General features: G+C 43.7%; 19 protein-coding genes. 7 read left to right on the plus strand and 12 right to left on the minus strand.

Features of this window, described 5'->3' with window-relative positions; genetic code table 11:
- Positions 1-35 precede the first annotated feature (35 nt).
- Positions 36-995, minus strand: coding sequence for a phosphoserine phosphatase (gene serB / locus QWZ04_RS14025; protein ID WP_290329176.1), 960 nt, complete (start codon positions 993-995; stop codon positions 36-38).
- 124 nt (positions 996-1,119) lie between these two features.
- On the opposite strand from serB, the gene QWZ04_RS14030 reads away from it, so the two are divergent.
- The 5 genes from QWZ04_RS14030 to QWZ04_RS14050 all read left to right on the plus strand — a co-directional run bounded on the left by QWZ04_RS14030 (position 1,120) and on the right by QWZ04_RS14050 (position 5,909).
- Positions 1,120-1,731: a YtjB family periplasmic protein gene (locus QWZ04_RS14030; protein WP_290328902.1), complete on the plus strand. Its 612-nt coding sequence runs from the start codon at positions 1,120-1,122 to the stop codon at positions 1,729-1,731.
- Positions 1,732-1,946: 215 nt separating this feature from the next.
- Positions 1,947-2,393: a hypothetical protein gene (locus QWZ04_RS14035; RefSeq protein ID WP_290328903.1), complete on the plus strand. Its 447-nt coding sequence runs from the start codon at positions 1,947-1,949 to the stop codon at positions 2,391-2,393.
- Between the two features lie 75 nt (positions 2,394-2,468).
- Positions 2,469-4,589 (plus strand): protein-disulfide reductase DsbD family protein, encoded by a 2,121-nt coding sequence (locus QWZ04_RS14040; protein WP_290329177.1) that lies wholly within the window; start codon positions 2,469-2,471, stop codon positions 4,587-4,589.
- Complete coding sequence (locus tag QWZ04_RS14045) at positions 4,582-5,106, plus strand: protein disulfide oxidoreductase (RefSeq protein WP_290328904.1); 525 nt, start codon at positions 4,582-4,584, stop codon at positions 5,104-5,106. Before QWZ04_RS14040 ends, QWZ04_RS14045 begins: the two co-directional genes overlap by 8 nt.
- Before the next feature lie 68 nt (positions 5,107-5,174).
- Positions 5,175-5,909, plus strand: coding sequence for a thioredoxin domain-containing protein (locus QWZ04_RS14050; RefSeq protein ID WP_290328905.1), 735 nt, complete (start codon positions 5,175-5,177; stop codon positions 5,907-5,909).
- Between the two features lie 126 nt (positions 5,910-6,035).
- Here QWZ04_RS14050 and deoD read toward each other — a convergent pair whose 3' ends face one another.
- The 9 genes from deoD to prfC all read right to left on the minus strand — a co-directional run bounded on the left by deoD (position 6,036) and on the right by prfC (position 15,229).
- Positions 6,036-6,749 carry a purine-nucleoside phosphorylase gene (gene deoD / locus QWZ04_RS14055; protein WP_290328906.1) on the minus strand — a complete coding sequence of 238 codons (714 nt, stop codon included), beginning with the start codon at positions 6,747-6,749 and terminating at the stop codon, positions 6,036-6,038.
- A gap of 93 nt (positions 6,750-6,842) precedes the next feature.
- Positions 6,843-8,063 carry a phosphopentomutase gene (locus tag QWZ04_RS14060; protein ID WP_290328907.1) on the minus strand — a complete coding sequence of 407 codons (1,221 nt, stop codon included), beginning with the start codon at positions 8,061-8,063 and terminating at the stop codon, positions 6,843-6,845.
- An 18-nt stretch (positions 8,064-8,081) separates the two neighbouring features.
- Positions 8,082-9,428 (minus strand): thymidine phosphorylase, encoded by a 1,347-nt coding sequence (gene deoA / locus QWZ04_RS14065; RefSeq protein ID WP_290328908.1) that lies wholly within the window; start codon positions 9,426-9,428, stop codon positions 8,082-8,084.
- Positions 9,429-9,520: 92 nt separating this feature from the next.
- Positions 9,521-10,297: a deoxyribose-phosphate aldolase gene (deoC, locus tag QWZ04_RS14070; RefSeq protein ID WP_290328909.1), complete on the minus strand. Its 777-nt coding sequence runs from the start codon at positions 10,295-10,297 to the stop codon at positions 9,521-9,523.
- A 266-nt stretch (positions 10,298-10,563) separates the two neighbouring features.
- Positions 10,564-10,734 (minus strand): XapX domain-containing protein, encoded by a 171-nt coding sequence (locus QWZ04_RS14075; RefSeq protein ID WP_290328910.1) that lies wholly within the window; start codon positions 10,732-10,734, stop codon positions 10,564-10,566.
- Positions 10,735-11,083: 349 nt separating this feature from the next.
- A complete protein-coding gene (locus QWZ04_RS14080) occupies positions 11,084-12,346 on the minus strand; it encodes a NupC/NupG family nucleoside CNT transporter (protein ID WP_290328911.1) in 1,263 nt (420 codons plus the stop codon).
- 206 nt (positions 12,347-12,552) lie between these two features.
- Positions 12,553-13,338 carry a TatD family hydrolase gene (locus tag QWZ04_RS14085; RefSeq protein WP_290328912.1) on the minus strand — a complete coding sequence of 262 codons (786 nt, stop codon included), beginning with the start codon at positions 13,336-13,338 and terminating at the stop codon, positions 12,553-12,555.
- Complete coding sequence (locus QWZ04_RS14090; protein WP_290328913.1) at positions 13,331-13,483, minus strand: DUF5363 family protein; 153 nt, start codon at positions 13,481-13,483, stop codon at positions 13,331-13,333. The genes QWZ04_RS14085 and QWZ04_RS14090 overlap by 8 nt, the downstream gene beginning before the upstream one ends.
- Before the next feature lie 156 nt (positions 13,484-13,639).
- Positions 13,640-15,229, minus strand: a complete 1,590-nt coding sequence (prfC, locus tag QWZ04_RS14095; RefSeq protein ID WP_290328914.1) for a peptide chain release factor 3 — start codon at positions 15,227-15,229, stop codon at positions 13,640-13,642.
- A gap of 456 nt (positions 15,230-15,685) precedes the next feature.
- Here prfC and QWZ04_RS14100 point away from each other — a divergent pair, with 456 nt between their 5' ends.
- Both QWZ04_RS14100 and QWZ04_RS14105 read left to right on the plus strand, forming a co-directional pair.
- A complete protein-coding gene (locus tag QWZ04_RS14100; RefSeq protein WP_290328915.1) occupies positions 15,686-16,426 on the plus strand; it encodes a transporter substrate-binding domain-containing protein in 741 nt (246 codons plus the stop codon).
- 9 nt (positions 16,427-16,435) lie between these two features.
- The gene (locus QWZ04_RS14105; protein WP_290328916.1) at positions 16,436-18,853 is read left to right on the plus strand and encodes an EAL domain-containing protein; all 2,418 of its coding nucleotides are present in this window, start codon (positions 16,436-16,438) and stop codon (positions 18,851-18,853) included.
- A 41-nt stretch (positions 18,854-18,894) separates the two neighbouring features.
- On the opposite strand, the gene rimI is transcribed toward QWZ04_RS14105, so the two are convergent.
- Entirely contained in the window at positions 18,895-19,341 is a 447-nt protein-coding gene (gene rimI / locus QWZ04_RS14110; RefSeq protein ID WP_290328917.1) for a ribosomal protein S18-alanine N-acetyltransferase, read from the minus strand.
- Complete coding sequence (locus QWZ04_RS14115) at positions 19,334-19,756, minus strand: DNA polymerase III subunit psi (RefSeq protein WP_290328918.1); 423 nt, start codon at positions 19,754-19,756, stop codon at positions 19,334-19,336. Before QWZ04_RS14115 ends, rimI begins: the two co-directional genes overlap by 8 nt.
- Positions 19,757-19,843: the final 87 nt, after the last annotated feature.

Raw genomic sequence — 19,843 nt, forward strand, 5'->3', positions numbered from 1 at the left:
AGCCGAACCATCTTTAACTCACTAATAGCAAGACATTACCAATTCACTTTACGCTGCTTAGCAAGCCCGGCACTAAGAATACACAAAATACCCCCGAGGCCTGCATATCTCACTGCCGTTTGTGCCACTTGCTCAACCTTAGGTTTAGCGTGATACGCCACCCCTAACCCGGCACTCGCCATCATCACTAAATCGTTAGCTCCATCGCCAACAGCAATCGTGTTATAAGGGTCAATATCGTATTGCTCTGCCAACTGCTGCAAAATTTCTGCTTTCGTTTGTGCACTCACCACATCACCGAGCACTTTACCTGTCAGTACTCCATCGACAATCTCTAACGTATTTGATTGTGCATGATCAAGGTCTAGCGTGTCTTGTAAATAATCCGAGAAATACGTGAAGCCACCTGAGGCGATGGCCGTTTTCCAGCCATACGTTTTTAACGTTTCAACCAACACTTCCAGCTCTGGCATGAACGGCAAAGTTGAACGTACTTCTTCTAAAATAGATTCGTTCGCTCCTTTTAGCGCTCCAACACGTTGGCGTAAACTCTGTTCAAAGTCCAATTCACCTTGCATGGCACGCTCGGTCACTTCTTCGACCATTTCCCCCACACCCGCTAACTTAGCGATTTCATCGATACATTCGATTTGAATTGCGGTCGAATCCATATCCATGACGATAAGACCGGGCCGAGATAAGTCAGGCATGTCGTTTAGGCTAGCGTAATCGAGCTTAAGCCCCTGTAATATTTCTTCATGGGCAGACGTCAGTTCGCCAGCCATCAGCGCGACTTCATAAGGACCGACTTGCCAAACAGAAAGCATTGCATTGTATTGGCCAGTATAGAAGTCGATGTCTTCAAGTTGTTTAGGAGAGAGATAAGGTGCGAAGATAATCCAATTCGCTTTGCTTTTATCCAGTTGTGTCGCGTTGAGCACTTCAGGAAAGCGATTAAGTAGCGATATTCGTTTAGTAAATGAGAATGTCATCATTTCGTCCGTGAGTATTGATCCATTAATACGATACAAGAACGTTAACCTATTGCAATTTAGAAAGGCAAGCTACAATATGCTTAAAGTTCAAAATAGGTTTATTTGAACGCTAATAAGGATTTATATGAGTACCTCTTTGTTTTCATTTCGCTCTTTTTTGCGCATCCTTGCCATGGCGGCACTTGCTGCACTGTTTGTGATCATGATTCAAAACAGTGTCGTCATAAGCAAAGGCAACGAGCAGATTCAAACGCGACAGCTAGAAACGCTAACCAATATCCTTATCTCCCAAGCCGCGCTTTCTGCCAGCAGTATGATCAATAATGAAGAGCAAGACCGGTTATTGCAGCTAACGGACCAATTATCTAAAGATGCCTTAGTGTTAGACGCCACTATTTATGATGCCGAAGGTGTAAAACTGGCTTCAAGCCAAAATGCACAAGCCGTTAGGGCAACATTAGGGCTCGACACGCCACTTGGAACCGCAAATATCGGTCGTCAACAGTTAGTAGAGCCGATTTACCATGAAGACAACCAAATTGGCTTTGTTCGAATAACCTTTGAAAAAGGGCGAGTCACCGCGATTTCAGATCACCACTATCGTAATAGCGATCGCATGATGTACATTATGCTACTCATGAGCTTTTTCAGTGGGTTACTTATCAGCTTTTTGCTGCGTCGACAGGTAAGAAAAAGCCGTTCTGGTGAAAACTTGCTGCTCAAAAATGCCAATTAACTCCGCTAATCAAAACTTAGCGAGTATTCTCCACCAAAAGAAAGTGCAAACACAGTCGTTATTTCAAGCACAGTGGATGAGCTATGTTCAGCCACTGTATCGACTTGATCACCGCAATTGAATTTTACAATTCACTGACTTTTCTTTGATTGCATCCTTGCTCAGAGTTCTTTACTCTGAGCAACATTGCCGCTCGTACCGTTACAGGGATTGCTTTGCACACACGCATTCAACATCGCCGAGTTTTATGGTCATTAATGCTGGTAGGGTTGACGATATTAGGTTGCCTGTCTCATACCATTAATGCCTTGAGCAACAGTGCGCCTCAAGCATCCATATCGACTGTTTTCACTATCCCACTATTGTCGACTGTTCAAAATACCAACCAACACGATGAAATGAGTCACATCGCGGTTAGCCCTATAACCGTGAGCAACACCGGAGTGGACAAGGCGGAATCAACACCGACGCTATGTGAGAAAAGCCAGCAGCTGCTCAACTTAGCCAGCCCGCACTCAGATGGTAGCGTAGACTTTTTACTTTTTGCTTTCCTTATTATTGTGGCTGCCGTCAAAAGCCTCCAACCCACAACTCTAAAACTAACGTCCGATATCCCTCAAAAAAATAGAATTCATATCACTCATTGCGTTTTTCGGGAATAAAAAGGCGGTTTTACCGTTCTATCTTTTTATTACTGGAGAAAATTCGTGTTACGACAAAAAAATGCATTCTATACCATGACTCAATCATGGTGCCTGCTTCTGCTGGTTCTACTGACCAGCTTTGCAGTTAGCGCTTCGCAAACAGAACAAACCACAGGCTGGATCAAGGATCCAACTCATCCACCAGTGCAACTTCGGTTGATGTTAACTGGCGAGCAAAATACAGCCCAAAACAAAGTTGAATCTGTACTAGAAGTTCAGTTAGATTCAGACTGGAAAACGTACTGGCGCAGCCCGGGTGAAGGCGGTGTCGCACCCACGTTAGATTGGTCTGATTCACTCAACATTGCCGATGTACAATGGCACTGGCCTGTGCCTAACTATTATGAATTGCTTGGGGTTACCACCCTAGGTTATCAGTCCTCGGTTGCGTTTCCGCTCACTATCACTCTGAAAGACAAGTCAAAACCCGCTTTATTGAAGGCAAACCTTCGCATGGCGACTTGTACCACAATATGCGTGATCACCGACTACCCGATCAATCTAGAAATCAATGCAGCAAACCTACAACTAGATGAAGACGCACTGTTTCTTTTTAGTCAAGGGATGAGCCATACCCCGAAGCCATCAGAAAAAGTAGCCTTACTGGGTTCTTATTGGGACCAAGAAAATCAAAGCCTTAGTTTAAAAATTAGCAATAAAGGCCAATGGCAATCACCAAACTTGTTTATTGATGGAGTAGAAGTGGTTGATGACTATTTCGAAACACCAACATTACAAACTGAAGATGATGTTCTTTTTGCCGCATTCAAGGTAAGTAATTGGCTTGGTGAAGCGGATATTGCGGGTAAAACCATTACCATAACGGTGACCGACGACACCATAGCTACTGAGCTCAATACCGTCGTTAGCACCACACCATTTGAAGCCTCGATGTCACAGCAAAGCGATGTCTACCGCATGCTATCAATGATAGGTTTTGCGCTAATTGGTGGGCTTATCCTTAACATTATGCCTTGTGTATTACCCGTTCTCGGCATGAAGCTCAATAGCATGCTAGGTACTCAAGATTTGCCTTTAAATCGAGTTCGCCGTTCGTTTGTTGCGTCCGCTCTTGGCATCATGACATCGTTTATGATTTTGGCGGCAGGCATCAGTTTGTTAAAACTGGGCGGTCATGCTATCGGTTGGGGGATCCAATTTCAAAGCCCTTGGTTCATCGCCTTTATTTTCATTGTAACTCTGTTGTTCACTATTAATCTTTTTGGTTTGTTTGAATTTCAGCTTCCTTCCTCTTTCAACACATGGATGGCACTTAAAGGGGGAGAATCCTATGCGGGTCATTTTCTACAAGGCATGTTTGCAACCTTACTCGCAACACCGTGCAGCGCTCCGTTTTTGGGGACCGCCGTCGCCTATGCGTTAGGCTCATCCTATTTAGAGCTGTGGTTAATCTTCTTTGCTCTTAGTTTGGGGATGAGTGCTCCTTGGTTGATTTTTGCCATCAAGCCACAATTAGTGAGATACCTACCCAAGCCCGGTATTTGGATGTACAAAGTAAAAGCCCTATTCGGCTTCTTTATGCTCATGACTACCTTGTGGTTAGCAAGCCTACTTAAACCATTTATTGGTTCTTTTTCGACCATTGCACTCATCACTTTCATCGTTATCTCTGTGTTGACTTGGATTGCCAAAAAACACGGTGCGAAAGTCGTCATTGTTTTACTTTCAGTCATTACATTGGCATTAGGCAGTGGGCTCCTAATTGGCAGCATGACAGCAAAACACTGGGCCTCCCCTATTGTTGATGATCTCAACTGGAAAGCTCTGGATGCTGAGCAAATCCCACGCTTAGTTGAAGAGGGCAAAACCGTGTTTGTCGACGTCACCGCAGATTGGTGCATTACCTGTAAAGCCAATAAGGTTGGCGTTATTTTGCAAGATCCTGTTTATCAAAAACTCAAACAACAAGATATCGTATTGATGAAAGGAGATTGGACAACGCCAAGTAAAAAGGTAACGGCGTTCTTACAAAGCCACCAGCGCTACGGCGTTCCTTTTAATATTGTTTATGGCCCATCTAATCCAACTGGAATTCCACTACCAGTGGTTCTAAACAGTGACGAAGTAATCGCGGCGATTAATCAAGCGAGCAGCGCGTTAACACCAAATCAAGAGAGCAACATCAATGAATAGTAAACCCAAGAAAGGCGTTAAAGGGTGGCTAAAAGAATTAGGGACCATGTTTGTCTTAATGTCTGTTATCTCGGTTGCCGTTAATGCGTACTTAACGCGAGACATGCCATCAGGGCAAGCGCCTCACATTCAAGGTCATACTCTGAATGGAAAGAATTTAGACGTGCAGCAACTCAGCTATGACAAGCCGGTCATCGTCTATTTTTGGGCAACCTGGTGCGGTGTATGTCGCTTCGTTAGCCCAATGATTGATCACTTAGCACAAAGCAATTCGCAGCAGAAACGGTACGTATTAAGTGTCGCGCTTTCGTCCGGTTCTGACGCTCGAGTACAACAATACATAGACGCCAAAACTTATCAATTCCCGGTTATTAATGACCAAAGTGGCCAACTAAGCCGAGCTTGGAACATCAGCGTGACACCAACCGCCGTTATTATTGAAGATGGGGAAATCCGCAGCATATCAACAGGTATCACGGCTGCAATTTCGGTGTGGTTCCGATCGTTATTCATGTAGCACCATGAAAACATGACTTTGAATACAAAGACTCAACCAACAGATATTCTCTTATTTAGGAATACAAAATGAAGAACATAATTCGTACTACAGCACTGTTTATTCTACTTAGCCAATCAGGTGCCACGCTGGCTGGCACCTTAACTAGCACACAAAAGGCCCAACTCAATGAGATCGAAGTCATCTTACATAATGAGCCTCAATTGATTGAACAGCTACACCAAAGCTTGACTGGCTACGTTCAAACTCAGCAGAAATTTGATAGCAATCTATCACAACACCATGACTGGCTGTTCAATAATCCAATACAACCATTTTACGGCAATGCTGATGCAGAAAATGTCATCATTAACTTTACCGATCACGATTGCCCTTACTGTAAGAAGCTTGAAAGCGCATTAGAACAGTTGGTTAAGGATAGAAGCGATCTCAAGGTCATCAACATCTATGTACCAATAAAGCACATGATGAGCCAGCAGAGTTCGTTAAGCTCCGCACAATACGCCCTGAATGTATGGCAACAGTCGCCGGATGATTACGCTAAAGTCGATAAGCTTCTTTTTGCTAACCGAAATATGCACACGGAAGATTCAGTAAAGAAAGTAGCCAAGGTGACGGATACCGAGTCGTTATTGGTGGACGATAATAAGCTAAAACAGGCCGTTGAAAGGAATTATCAAGTATTCCAAGATCTTGGATTAAGAGGCACTCCCGCCATGTTAATCAACAATCAAGTGTTGGCTGGGTATCTCCCATACGAGAGCTTGAAGCTGGTTGTTGAAAAGGAACTTCCTAAAAAATAGCGCACGCGATTTACATTAGGGTAGTTAGCATAACGGCAGCTAATATCAGGTTAATTAGCAAAAAAATGCCGCGGTTCACATTGAATGCGAACCGCGGCATATTTATTCAAGAGCGATCTTTTTAAACTAGTCGCCAAGCAATACTGAGTCTAATGCGATTTCCATCATTTCATTGAATGTGGTTGCACGTTCTTCAGATGTTGTCTGTTCACCGGTTTTAATGTGATCAGATACAGTACAAATAGCCAAAGCTTTTGCGCCGTACTCTGCAGCAACGCCATAGATGCCTGCCGCTTCCATCTCAACGCCAACAATACCGTATTTATCCATCACATCAAACATGTCAGGATCCGGGGTATAGAACAGTTCTGCGGAGAACAAGTTACCCACTTTTACGTTAATACCACGAGCTTTAGCGGCATCTTCAGCATTACGCACCATTTCGTAGTCCGCAATAGCAGCGAAGTCATGGTCTTTAAAACGAATACGGTTAACTTTAGAGTCTGTACACGCCCCCATTCCAATAACCACATCACGAACTTTAATGTCTTCGTTAACGGCGCCACAACTACCAACACGAATGATTTTTTTTACACCAAAGTCTTTGATAAGTTCTGTTACGTAAATGGAACAAGAAGGAATGCCCATACCATGACCCATGACTGAGATCTTGCGACCTTTGTATGTGCCTGTGTAACCGTACATGCTGCGAACATCACATACCTGAACCGCATCATCAAGAAACGTCTCAGCAATGTATTTAGCACGTAGTGGATCACCCGGCATCAGTACGACGTCAGCAAATGCACCCATTTCAGCGTTAATGTGTGGAGTAGCCATTGAAATTGTCCTTGTTGAAAATGAAATTCTAAATTCGGGGGGAGCTAAGTACTAAGCCACTTAGCGCTTAGTACTTAGAATTTCGTACCTAATTTATAGGAAGCTTTTTCCGTAATCCATTTCTGAAGTACCGAAGTAACTTGCTAAGCTCTGGCCAATATCAGCGAATGTATCACGCAGGCCAAGTGAACCAGCAGGAACTTGCTTACCGTACACAAGGACAGGGATGTGCTCACGTGTATGGTCGCTGCCAGGCCATGTCGGATCACAACCGTGATCAGCCGTCATGATTAATACGTCTTCTTCTTCCATCAGTTCTAATACTTCAGGTAGACGCTTATCGAAATACTCTAGTGCTGCGGCATAACCAGCCACATCACGGCGATGGCCGTAGGCTGAATCGAAATCTACAAAGTTTGTAAATACGATGGTGTTATCACCGGCTACTTTAATTTGCTCTAAAGTTGATTCAAATAACGCTGGAATACCCGTTGCTTTAAATTTCTGAGTAATACCACAGCCAGCATAGATATCAGAGATCTTACCGATAGAAACTACTTCACCGTTTTTCTCTTCAACCAGTTTAGACAACACAGTTTTAGCTGGTGGCTCAACCGAAAGATCACGACGGTTACCGGTTCGTGCAAATTCACCGACTTTATTACCAAGGAATGGACGAGCAATAACACGACCAATATTGTAGTCCGCTAGCTCTTCACGAACGATCTGACAAAGATCCAATAGATTTTGCAAACCGTAAGTTTCTTCATGGCACGCAATTTGGAACACAGAATCAGCCGATGTGTAGAAGATTGGCTTACCAGAAGCCATGTGCTCTTCTGCAAGGTCATCCAGAACTTGTGTTCCTGATGCGTGGCAGTTACCTAGGTAGCCCGGTAAATTTGCACGCTTCACGATGCGATCAAGTAACTCTTGCGGGAAGCTGTTGGTTTTTTCAGTAAAGTAACCCCAATCAAACAGAACCGGTACACCAGCGATTTCCCAGTGACCAGACGGCGTATCTTTGCCTGAAGAGATTTCAGCAGCATGCCCGTAAGCACCGATGATCTCAGCGTTTTCATCCAAGCCTGCAGGAAAGTTGCCCGTTGACTCTTTAGAAGCCAAACCCAAACCCATTTTTGACAAATTAGGCAAGGTTAGTGGACCACTACGATCAGCGTTATCCGCTAAGCCTTTCGCACAGTGCTCTGCAATGTGGCCAAGTGTATCTGAACCTACATCACCAAATTTAACCGCATCAGCTGTCGCGCCAATACCAAATGAATCTAATACTAATATAAATGTTCTTTTCATCGTTCTCTCCACCAAACTTTATACGTCTTCCGCACGGATCTGACGGTAAACATCTGGAGTTGGGTTATAAGGGGTGTCGCCCACAGTTATTGCTTCTTGCAGTGCGTTTGCTGCTTCTTGCCACTGCTCTTCTGTGCGAGCATGAATCATTGCTAACGGCTTATTCGCATCTGCGATTTCACCTAAACGAATAAAGCCATCAAAACCTACTGCGTAATCGATACTGTCTGAGGCAACACGGCGACCACCGCCCATACCTACAACTGCCATGCCTATTGCACGCGTATCCATTGCTGAAACAATACCACTTTGTTTAGCAAATACTGGTTTAATGATTTCCGCTTTATCCAAATAATTGTCGTAATTTTCTACAAAATCAGCCGGGCCGCCAAGGCCTGCTACCATTTTGCCAAAGCACTCAGCCGCTTTACCGTTATCTAACACAGTCATAAGCTTGTCACGAGCATCTTCTGAATCTGTTGCTAGCTTTCCAAGTACCAGCATTTCGGCACAAGAAGCCAACGTAATCTCGAGTAAACGAGGGTTGCGATATTCGCCAGTTAAGAACTGAACCGCTTCTCTTACTTCTACCGCATTACCCGCTGACGAGGCCAAAACTTGGTTCATATCAGTCAAAATTGCGGTTGTTTTCGTCCCTGCGCCATTGGCAACAGCTACGATAGATCTTGCTAGCTCTTCAGAAGCTTCGTAGGTTGGCATAAACGCGCCAGAGCCCACTTTTACGTCCATCACAAGTGAATCTAGGCCTGCGGCTAGCTTTTTAGATAAAATTGATGCAGTGATCAACGAAATGTTGTCTACGGTTGCCGTAATGTCACGAGTCGCGTAGACGCGCTTATCGGCAGGGGCTAAATCACCCGTTTGACCAATAATAGCCACACCCGCATCTTTTGTTACTTCACCAAATACATCGTTATTTGGCGTGATGTTATAACCAGGAATTGACTCTAGTTTATCTAAAGTTCCACCTGTGTGGCCAAGACCACGACCAGAGATCATAGGAACGAAACCACCACATGCTGCTACCATAGGGCCAAGCATTAAAGAAGTGACGTCACCAACACCACCAGTAGAGTGTTTATCAACAATTGGGCCATCAAAATTCATGTGGCTCCAATCGATAACCATACCAGAATCTCGCATTGCACAAGTCAGCGCAATTCGCTCAGGCATGGTCATTTCATTAAAAAAGATGGTCATTGCGAAAGCCGCGATTTGGCCTTCTGACACCGTGTCTTTAGCGACACCTTGAATAAAGAAGTCAATCTCTTCTTTTGTTAGCACTTCGCCATCACGTTTCTTGCGGATAATTTCTTGTGGTAAGTATGTTTTTGATAAAGACATTAGCTACTCCTCAGCTCGATCGGCTGAATAATAAATTTGTAGGGTATGAGAGACAAAATGGGGCTTGTTAACCCCATTTTGTAAGCATCAAATTAGTAAGCGGCTGGATCCGCTACTTGGTCTGAGACTTCTAATGTATTTAGTAGGCTTGTTAGTAGGCTTGAAGCACCGAAACGGTAGTGCATACTATCAGCCCAATCCGCGCCTAACAGCTCATCAGCCATCGCTAGGTATAGCGCAGCATCTTCAGCAGTGCGAACACCACCAGCAGGCTTAAAGCCAACTGTTTTTGCTACGTCCATATCACGGATAACTTCAAGCATCATGCGTGCGTATTCTGGGGTTGCGTTTTCTGGCACTTTACCAGTCGAAGTTTTGATGAAGTTAGCACCGGCCTCAATACAGATTTGAGATGCTTTCTTGATCAACGCTTCTTCTTTCAACTCGCCTGTTTCGATAATTACTTTCAATAAAATATCGCCACACGCCGCTTTACATTGTTTAACCAGTTCAAAGCCAACTTCTTCATTACCCGCCATCAAAGCACGGTAAGGGAATACAACGTCAACTTCGTCGGCGCCGTAAGCAACAGCCGCTTTGGTTTCAGCAACTGCGATAGCAATATCGTCGTTACCGTGTGGAAAGTTTGTTACTGTCGCAATGCGCACGTCTGGTGTGCCTTGCTCGCGTAGAGTTTTCTTCGCAATAGGAATAAAGCGAGGGTAAATGCAGATTGCAGCTGTGTTGCCTACCGCTGTTTTCGCATCATGACAAAGTGCGATCACTTTTTCGTCAGTGTCGTTGTCATTTAGCGTTGTTAAATCCATCAATTTTAGCGCACGTAGAGCAGCTGCTTTTAAATCGCTCATTTCTATCTCCGATCAGTATATTCAATTAGTAAACAATTTAGCCCAAACAATTCGGGATCAACTTTGTCACAACATGAACGGACTTGGTTCCTTGAAGACTCAGACCTATCAAGTAGGTCTAATTGCTATCCCTGTCACCGCACAGTACCAGTTTGGCCTATGGCACAACAATTTCATTCGTTGTGTCTAACGTATATAACTAGCTAAGCGCCAAAATAAAGTTACCTTTAGTTTTGGTCGCCATTTTTACTTCCTGTAAAAATGTCTTAGCTAAAAAACCTTTCAATGATCCATTGATAGGCGATGCCACCAAAGTAAACACCGACAATACCCATGACACCAGACAATACCGGTGGCGCAGGAATCGGTAACTTAATGGCTGAAAACAGGACTCCAACAACAAACCCAGCGAGGGTTGCAAGGATAACTTCGTTCATCAGTTTGTACCCTAGTCTCCATAGATATATACATTATAGTTATTCCTTCAAAAACTGTAGTGCTATATGAGGCGCAAACGGTTTGTATCTCAAAAATATGTGAAGTACGAAGTTTTAAGTTCGAAACTCTAAGCCTAAAGCCCTAAAAACAGCGTTCACCGCCTGACTCTTAGCGCTTAGCTTTTCATACTTAGCTTTTCATACTTAGCTTTTCATACTTAGCTTTTAGTACTTAGCTTTTAGTACTTAGCTTTTAGCACTTCACATCCCTTAAACAAAAAAACCCCGCAGCAATTTCTTGCTACGAGGTTTTTTATAAAGTGGCGTCTATATAATTCTAACTATTCAATTAGAAAGATAGGAAGAAGCCAGCAATTGTCGCTGCCATCAGGTTAGATAGAGTACCAGCTGCTACCGCTTTCACACCCATCTTAGCGATGTCGTGACGACGGTTAGGAGCAATACCACCTAGACCACCTAGTAGAATCGCGATAGAAGAAAGGTTTGCGAAACCACATAGTGCGAACGAGATAATTGCTTGCGTCTTCTCAGACATTACTTTACCTGTTTCCGCTACGATTTGAGCGTTGTCGCCCACGTAAGGAACGAAGTTCAAGTAAGCTACGAATTCGTTAACAACGGTTTTTTGACCAATGAAAGTACCAGCAATAGTTGCTTCTTCCCATGGAACACCGATAACAAACGCAAGAGGTGCGAAGATCCAACCTAGAAGCATTTCTAGAGTTAGCTCAGGCATACCAACCCAACCGCCAACGCCACCAAGGATACCGTTAACTAGAGCGATAAGACCGATGAATGCTAGTAGCATTGCACCAACGTTTAGAGCAAGTTGAAGACCAACTGCTGCGCCGCCTGCTGCTGCGTCAATAACGTTAGCAGGTTTGTCGTCACCGCCGTCGATGTCAGTACCTAGATTTTCATCTGGAGTATCTGTCTCTGGCTTGATGATTTTAGCGAACAATAGACCACCTGGTGCTGCCATGAATGACGCTGCAACCAAGTACTCTAGTGGAACACCCATAGATGCATAACCCGCTAGTACACCACCAGCAACCGATGCAAGACCACCACACATTACTGCGAATAGCTCAGACTGTGTCATCTTAGGAACAAACGGACGTACCACTAGTGGTGCTTCAGTTTGACCTACGAAAATGTTAGCTGCTGCAGACATTGATTCGGCGCGAGAAGTGCCAAGTGCTTTTTGAAGACCACCACCAAGAACTTTGATTACGATCTGCATTGCACCAATGTAGTAAAGTACAGAGATAAGTGCAGAGAAGAAAATCAATGTTGGTAGTACTTGGAAAGCAAAAATGAAGCCGATGCCGTCTACAGAGAAGTTAACTAAGCTTCCGAAAAGGAAACCAGTACCGTCTTTACCGTAGTCGATAACGTTAGCAACACCAGCAGAGAATCCTGCTAGAAGGTCGCGGCCCCACGGTACGTAAAGAACGAATGCACCGAGTAAAAATTGGATGGCAAAAGCACCAGCCACTGTTCTGATATTAATAGCTTTGCGGTTGTCTGACAGTAGTACTGCAATTAAAATCAGTACGACCATGCCGACGAGGCTCATAAACAGGCTCATAGTTTATGACTTCCTTATTAGTTATTGATTGGCGTGTTACAAAATGGGGTTTATTAAATCCGTGGTAATTATAAGCGCCAATGACATAATAAAGTAATGCTAGAGTCACACTTCAGCGTAACTTTTTACCTCCAATTACCCATATATGTGACCAAAATCACAATACGCAAACGTATGCTCGGTCCATTTCACATTGAACATCGAACTTATTCACACTTTGAGAAGAGATTATTGCTTTTAGACCAGATCTGCGCTGCAATCGTTTGCTTTGATTCGGCTCTCAAATTGTTAAATTCCTTTAACACTAAGCGCAACATTTTGGGATGATTAACTTGACCTTGATGGCCAAATATAGGCATGTCTGGCGCGTCGGTTTCTAGTAGCACACTATCCAGTGGTAATCGGCTAACGGTTTCTCTTGTCTTTTTAGCCCTTGGATAAGTAATTGTGCCGCCAACACCAATGGAAAAACCTAAATCTATCCAGTCATGAGCTTGCTGCAAGCTACCACTAAATCCGTGAATCACACCACCGCATGAAAATTGACTCGCCTTTAAACGTTTGATTAATTCTTGATGAGATTTTCTCTGATGCACAACCATGGGTAAGCTATGTGTCGCAGCAAGTGCAATTTGGCTTTCAAATAAATGCAGTTGTTTTGTTTTATCAAGATCAGCAATCGCGAAATCTAAACCACACTCACCGACCGCAACGCAACTGGCTTGTTTTTCTGATAATCGCCGTTCTAGCTCTAATAGATGTTCGTCTTTATGATCATGACTAAAATAAGGGTGCAGGCCTAAGGCATAACTAACGTTATCAAACTGACAGGATAAATCAGATACGGCTTGCCAGTTAAATAAACCAACACTTGGCACCATGACTTTTTCAACACCAGCAAGCTTGGCTTCCAATAAGACTTGTGCTGGATCTCCTAGCCTCTCAAAGTCCAGGTGACAATGTGTATCGAACAACGAAAGTTCGCTACTCATTAGATACTTTGTCTTTGGAGTTATCCTCAGCATTAGCAGGATCGGCTTTATACGGAACACAAGAGCGCTTATTTTCTGGTGTCAGCCCCATAGACTCACACCAGTCATCATACCGCTTCAACCACTTCTTAAACCAACCACTCATCAACAGCCCCCTCGACTTTTGCTTTTACCTTAGCTTTAGAGCTTAGCTCTTAGCCTTATGCCTTATGCCTTATGCCTTATGCCTTTCACCAAAAAAAACGCCCATTGACGAATCAATAGGCGTTAATCATAGCTCAGCTGCGTTTTTCTGTCTTAATTAGTGCTCACGAGTAGCTCGGAACTCGACATCTGGGAAACGCTCTTTGGCTAAGTTTAGATTCACCATGGTCGGTGCCACGTAAGAAAGGTTATCACCGCCATCCAATGCTAAGTTGGTTTGGTTCTTACGTTTAAATTCTTCTAACATTTTCACATCATCACATTCAACCCAACGTGCTGTTGCTACGTTAATGCCCTCGTAAATCGCTTCAACGTTGTATTCAGATTTCAAACGAGCCACAACCACATCAAACTGAAGCACACCAACCGCACCCACAATTAGGTCGTTGTTTTGCAACGGACGGAACACCTGTACCGCACCTTCTTCAGAAAGCTGCACCAAACCTTTCAGCAATTGCTTTTGCTTCAGTGGATCTTTTAGGCGGATGCGACGGAACAATTCTGGCGCAAAGTTAGGGATACCAGCAAACTTCAAGTTTTCACCTTGAGTAAAGGTATCACCAATTTGAATGGTGCCGTGGTTATGCAAACCTATAATGTCGCCGGCAAAGGCTTGTTCTGCACGAGAACGGTCACCAGCCATAAAGGTTACTGCGTCCGAAATGCTGACATTCTTGCCAGTACGAACGTGGTTCATCTTCATGCCTTGATTGTATGTGCCCGATACAATACGCATAAAGGCAATACGGTCACGGTGTTTAGGATCCATGTTTGCTTGGATCTTAAAGACAAAACCAGAGAACTTCTCTTCTGTTGCAGCTACATCACGCTCATTCGCTTTACGCGTTTGTGGACCAGGAGCCCATTTCGTTAGGCCATCGAGCATATGGTCTACACCGAAGTTACCCAGTGCTGTACCAAAGTAAACAGGCGTAAGTTCACCAGCTAAGAACAATTCCAAATCAAACTCGGGGCATGCACCAACAACAAGTTCAATCTCATCACGCACGCTTGACGCTAAATCTTCGCCAACCGCTGCATCCAGCTCTGGGTTATCTAGCCCTTTAATCGTGCGCACTTCTTGAATTTCGTGACCGTGGCCAGATTCATACAAAATCGTTTCATCACGGTGAATGTGGTAAACACCTTTAAACTCTTTACCACAGCCAATAGGCCAAGAGATCGGTGCACACGCCATGCCCAACTCACTTTCGACTTCGTCTAGCACTTCCATTGGGTCGCGCACGTCACGGTCTAGTTTGTTCATAAAGGTAACGATAGGTGTATCACGCAAGCGCGTTACTTCCATCAATTTACGAGTACGATCTTCGACACCTTTAGCCGCGTCGATCACCATCAAACATGAATCTACTGCAGTCAAAGTACGGTAAGTATCTTCCGAGAAGTCTTCGTGTCCTGGAGTATCAAGTAAGTTAACTAAGCATTCATTGTATGGGAACTGCATGACTGACGTCGTCACCGAGATACCACGCTCTTTTTCCATTTCCATCCAGTCAGACTTAGCGTGCTGTTTCGAGCCACGGCCTTTTACTGTGCCCGCTTTTTGGATTGCGTTTCCGAATAACAACACTTTTTCTGTGATGGTGGTCTTACCCGCATCCGGGTGAGAAATGATTGCGAAGGTTCTACGTTTAGACACTTCTTGAACAAATGGAGAATTAGACATCAATGTAATCTTCTTTTTAAGTCATGGTGCTCTAGGCAATTACCATACGTAATCACAGCACCTAACATTTGAAATTAATTTGGCTTTGACACCAACGAACCACCTCACCTATGTTTTCTAGGTGTGGGTATATCAAGGTAAGACGAGCTTAATAACGTCTTTTACATCGGTTCGTATCTTCTGGTGTGAGCGAGTGGCGCAATTGTATGAGATTACAGCGCTGCTTTCCAGCATAGTGTGAACAATTCGCAAAACCAAATTCCGGTCATGAGCCCAGTAGAAAAGAGAGACACATCACATTCCACTAAAATGAGATTGCATATAAAACCGTCGATCGCGCATCCTACCAACATGCGCCGCAAAATTATTGATTAACATGATAAAAAGGGCACTGAATTAACGCATTTTATTTACCATTTTATCAATTTCACTTCACACGGATGAGAGGTGCCGAATATGTTCTATAAAATTGTTCTTCTATTGACAGTTCTCAGCTTACCTGCACTTTCATCTGCGCAGACGGATCCAATCACACTCGCGGCCACTCATTACCCTCCTTATACAATTATTCAGCAATTCGGCGCTGTGGGCGGCGTTGACGCTGAAATCGTTAAGGAAGCGTTCTCTCTACAGAACATCAAAATCAGTGTCAGTACACCACCTTGGGTCAGGGCACTAAAAAGCGTAGAACACGGTAAAACTAATGGCCTTTTGAGCTGCACAAAAAACCAACAACGTAGCCAGTACCTATATTTTTCATCGCCTATTAATGCAATCAACCGTGGGCTTATTCTAAAAGCCAATCATCCTCAAGAAAACATTCGCACGTTACAACAAGCTTCGCACCTTAAAATCATTGCTATTAGAAAGTGGAGCACACAGACAGAATTGGAATCTAACGGCATCAAGCACACGCAAGTCGATACCATTCCTCAAGCATTAGACATGTTATTGATGAGGGATTTTGACGCCATATACAGCGGCATAGAAAGCATTGAATATTATGCAAAGCAAGCCGATATTGGTAATAAAATAAGAACACATAAGCTAGCTTCTAAGCCGCCACAAAACCTTTATCTGTGCATAGGAAAAAAAACACCGGATGCACTCACGATACTTAATAAGTTCAATGCGGGCTTAACGACACTTAAAAAGACGGGTCAGCTCGATTCGATTTTAGAACAATACAATCTATAAGGCTCCGTTGTGGAAAACAAAAAACACCGTTCTCTTGCAACACATCAATCTGGCACTGTTTTTGTTGTCGCGCTTCTGCTCGGATTACTATTTAGCTTCTATCAAATTGTACTCGACCTACACCAAGAACAAACTCGACTGTTTGATAAGTACAACTACAAACTGCTGCAGAATTACAGTAACGGTAGCCAAGCCGCTTACCACATCAGTCCAATGATGGCCAAACAGGTCGTTTCTAGCTTGATGTCTGATCCGGCGATCCAAAAAGTAGTATTGAAAGATGACTTCAATGATGTGTTAGCGGTTGAATCACGAGTGATCCCAAACAAAGGAGGAGCAACAGCCTTTCTTTCTCATTTCCTACTTCCTGAAAATAGAATATTCACGACGGAACTTCATCAACCAGATACAAGAAAGAAAGTTGGCGAACTTACTTTTAGTGTTAATGGCATCGCGGCAGCTCAAGAGTTTGCAGCCAGAGCCAGCAATATCCTATTGTTCGATCTTTTTCGTAATATATTACTTGCGAGCATCCTGCTAATTTTCTTTTATCACAAACTATCTAAACCCGTCATCGACCTCACCTATTGGGTACGGTCACTACAACACAAAAGTGCTAATAAGCCGCTGCCTGGGCAACTAAGGAACGACGAACTTGGCCAACTCGCGCAATCGTTCCAGTCGCTGTGGAATGAACGCGAAAATGCAACTAAACAACTCAATAAACACATTGAAGCACTCGCAAAAAGTGAGCACTTTGCCAGTACAATTATGAATAACTCAGGCGACGCACTACTGCTCATCAATAGGAGTGGGATTATTGCCCATGCCAACAAACACGCATGTGCTACTTTAGGATATACCAGCCTCGAAATGTTGGGGAAGAAATCCGTCGAGATCAGCGTCAGTTATTCCATTGATTATTTAGAGTTCAAGCTCAAGCAACGCCATTCTGGTGACGTCACGCTCTTCGAAGCTACCCATCGGACTCATGCTCACGGCAATTACCCGGTTGAAGTCACAGCTATTGAGTTGGAACTTGATGGTGATTCACTCATATTGCTACAAGCCAGAGACATATCGAGCCGAAAACAAGCGGAACGCCAAATCCATGATCTGGCTTATTTCGATAGTTTAACAGGGCTGCCAAACAGAAAGCAGTTGCTTGATGCTCTGGAAGAGACGATACAGAAATCCTTCCGTACCAGTGAGCCAGGAATACTGATTTATCTAGATCTTGATCGCTTTAAAACCATTAACGATTCCCTTGGCCACAACATTGGCGATTTACTGCTTAAATCGGTGGCTAGCCGATTGACAGAAGCCTTAGACCCTATGCAGTGCTGCGCACGTATAGGAGGAGATGAATTCGTCATCATTGCTCCAAATATGAATTTAGAGCAAGCAGAGCCGTTCATTCTCAACCTTTTGGATATTACCAGCACCCCATACACGATTGAATCACACCACTTATATTGCAGTGTTAGCGCCGGCTTAGCTATATTTCCTACTGCCAATAGCAGCCCCTTAGATCTGCTGCGTCAGGCAGATACCGCCTTGTATCGGGCAAAAGCTCAGGGCAGTAATACTCATGTTTGGTATGAACCTGAAATGCAAAACCAAGTCAGCTCTTATCTCTCAATAGAAAAAGGGCTGCATGATGCGTTGAATTTAAATCAGTTCGAACTGTTCTATCAACCTCAAGTGAATGATCTTGCGCAGACGATAGGTGCTGAAGCCCTCATTCGCTGGCGCCATCCAGAAAAAGGACTACTCTCTCCCTTTGTCTTTATCCAAATAGCAGAAGAAACAGGCCAGATCATCCCTATCGGCAACTGGATCATCGAGCAAGCATGTATGCAGTTGGCTTTTTGGCAAAACAATCAACAATTACCCAAGCACTTTAATCGACTTGCGATCAACATTAGCCCGATGCAATTCGAACAAAAAGACTTTGTTGAACAAATCGTATCAATACTCAGCCGTCACGGCGTTAGTCCCCATGATATTGAATTAGAACTCACCGAAAACATGTTGCTAGATAACATCGATCATTGTGCCCAAAAAATGGCGCAACTGAAACAAACCGGCTTTGCCATCGCCATCGACGACTTCGGCACAGGCTACTCATCGCTAAAGTATTTAAAACGGTTAGATTTGGATGTGTTAAAAATCGATCGATCGTTCATCACGGATTTACACAAAGAAAAAAGTGATGAAGCCATTGTTGATACCATGATTATCATGGCGAAACGATTAGGGCTCGATGTTATCGCCGAAGGAGTCGAGCAAGCAGAGGAACTGGCTCGCTTAAAAGCATTAGGGTGTAAGAATTTCCAAGGTTACTTCTTTGATAAGCCATTGACTGCACAAGAAATAACCCAACGATTTTCACAGCAACGTATCGCCTCAAATTTGCGAGATTAAATCGCCACTTACGCTTGCAAGTCGTTAAAACCAATAGGCCGTTAGAAAAAGAAGTAACTCATCACAATGGCGTCTTCTTTGCCATTGGTTGTTGGGTAGTAATTACGGCGCCTATCCACTTCATTAAACCCTCCTGTCTCATACAGGTTAAATGCGGTTTGATTGCTTTCTCTTACTTCAAGCCAAGCTGACTCAGCTTTATTACTCTGGCAAACCTCTAGAAACCCGTCCAACAATTGACGACCATACCCCTGACCTTGAACTTCAGGATCAATAGCAAAGTTCAATAGTGTCATTTCACCGACGATGTTCTGGGCATAAAAATACCCCACGACTTGATTCTCTTTGAGCAACATGTAATGACATGCACCTCGGGAGGCCAAATCACGAATCATGGACTCTTTCCAAGGGTGAGTATGGGCCTGGTTTTCAATTTGCCAAATACGGTCTAAAAAAGAGGCGTCAATCGGTACTAAGTGATTACTCATAGGATTTAATCTGCTGCCATAAAGCTCGACGCTCTATATTGTTGCCATTGATTTGATTTAACGGCAATGATGATAAAATTTTCTTGTTTGGCCAACGCTGCTTTACCGCCTCTGTCGCTGTTTCTGACATATCCGTTAACCAAATCCATTCTGTCTCTTCATTCATTTCAACATTGCCTAATGTACATTCCTCAATAAACAGAGTTTGAGTAAGCGTGACACCAAAGCTTTGCACCACTTTAGCGAAAAACGCCGCATCACTACCAACAGGAAGTTTCGTTGCAACCAGCAACAAGCGGCAATCGTTAGATAAAGAGATAGCATCTTGCTGTTTTCCATAGACCAAATTATCTGGCCGATGCACGAGCCACTGATCTATTTGCATTTCTTCAAGGTATGAGTGCTGCTGCGACATGGAAAGCTCTTAAAGAGTAGATAAAAAGCGAGGAGGTGAGAATAATGGTAAATCTAGCGCAGTGCAAATACATCACTTCCACTGCAC

This window comes from Vibrio tapetis subsp. quintayensis, assembly GCF_030409945.1.
In the GTDB taxonomy this organism is placed as follows: Bacteria; Pseudomonadota; Gammaproteobacteria; order Enterobacterales; family Vibrionaceae; genus Vibrio; species Vibrio quintayensis.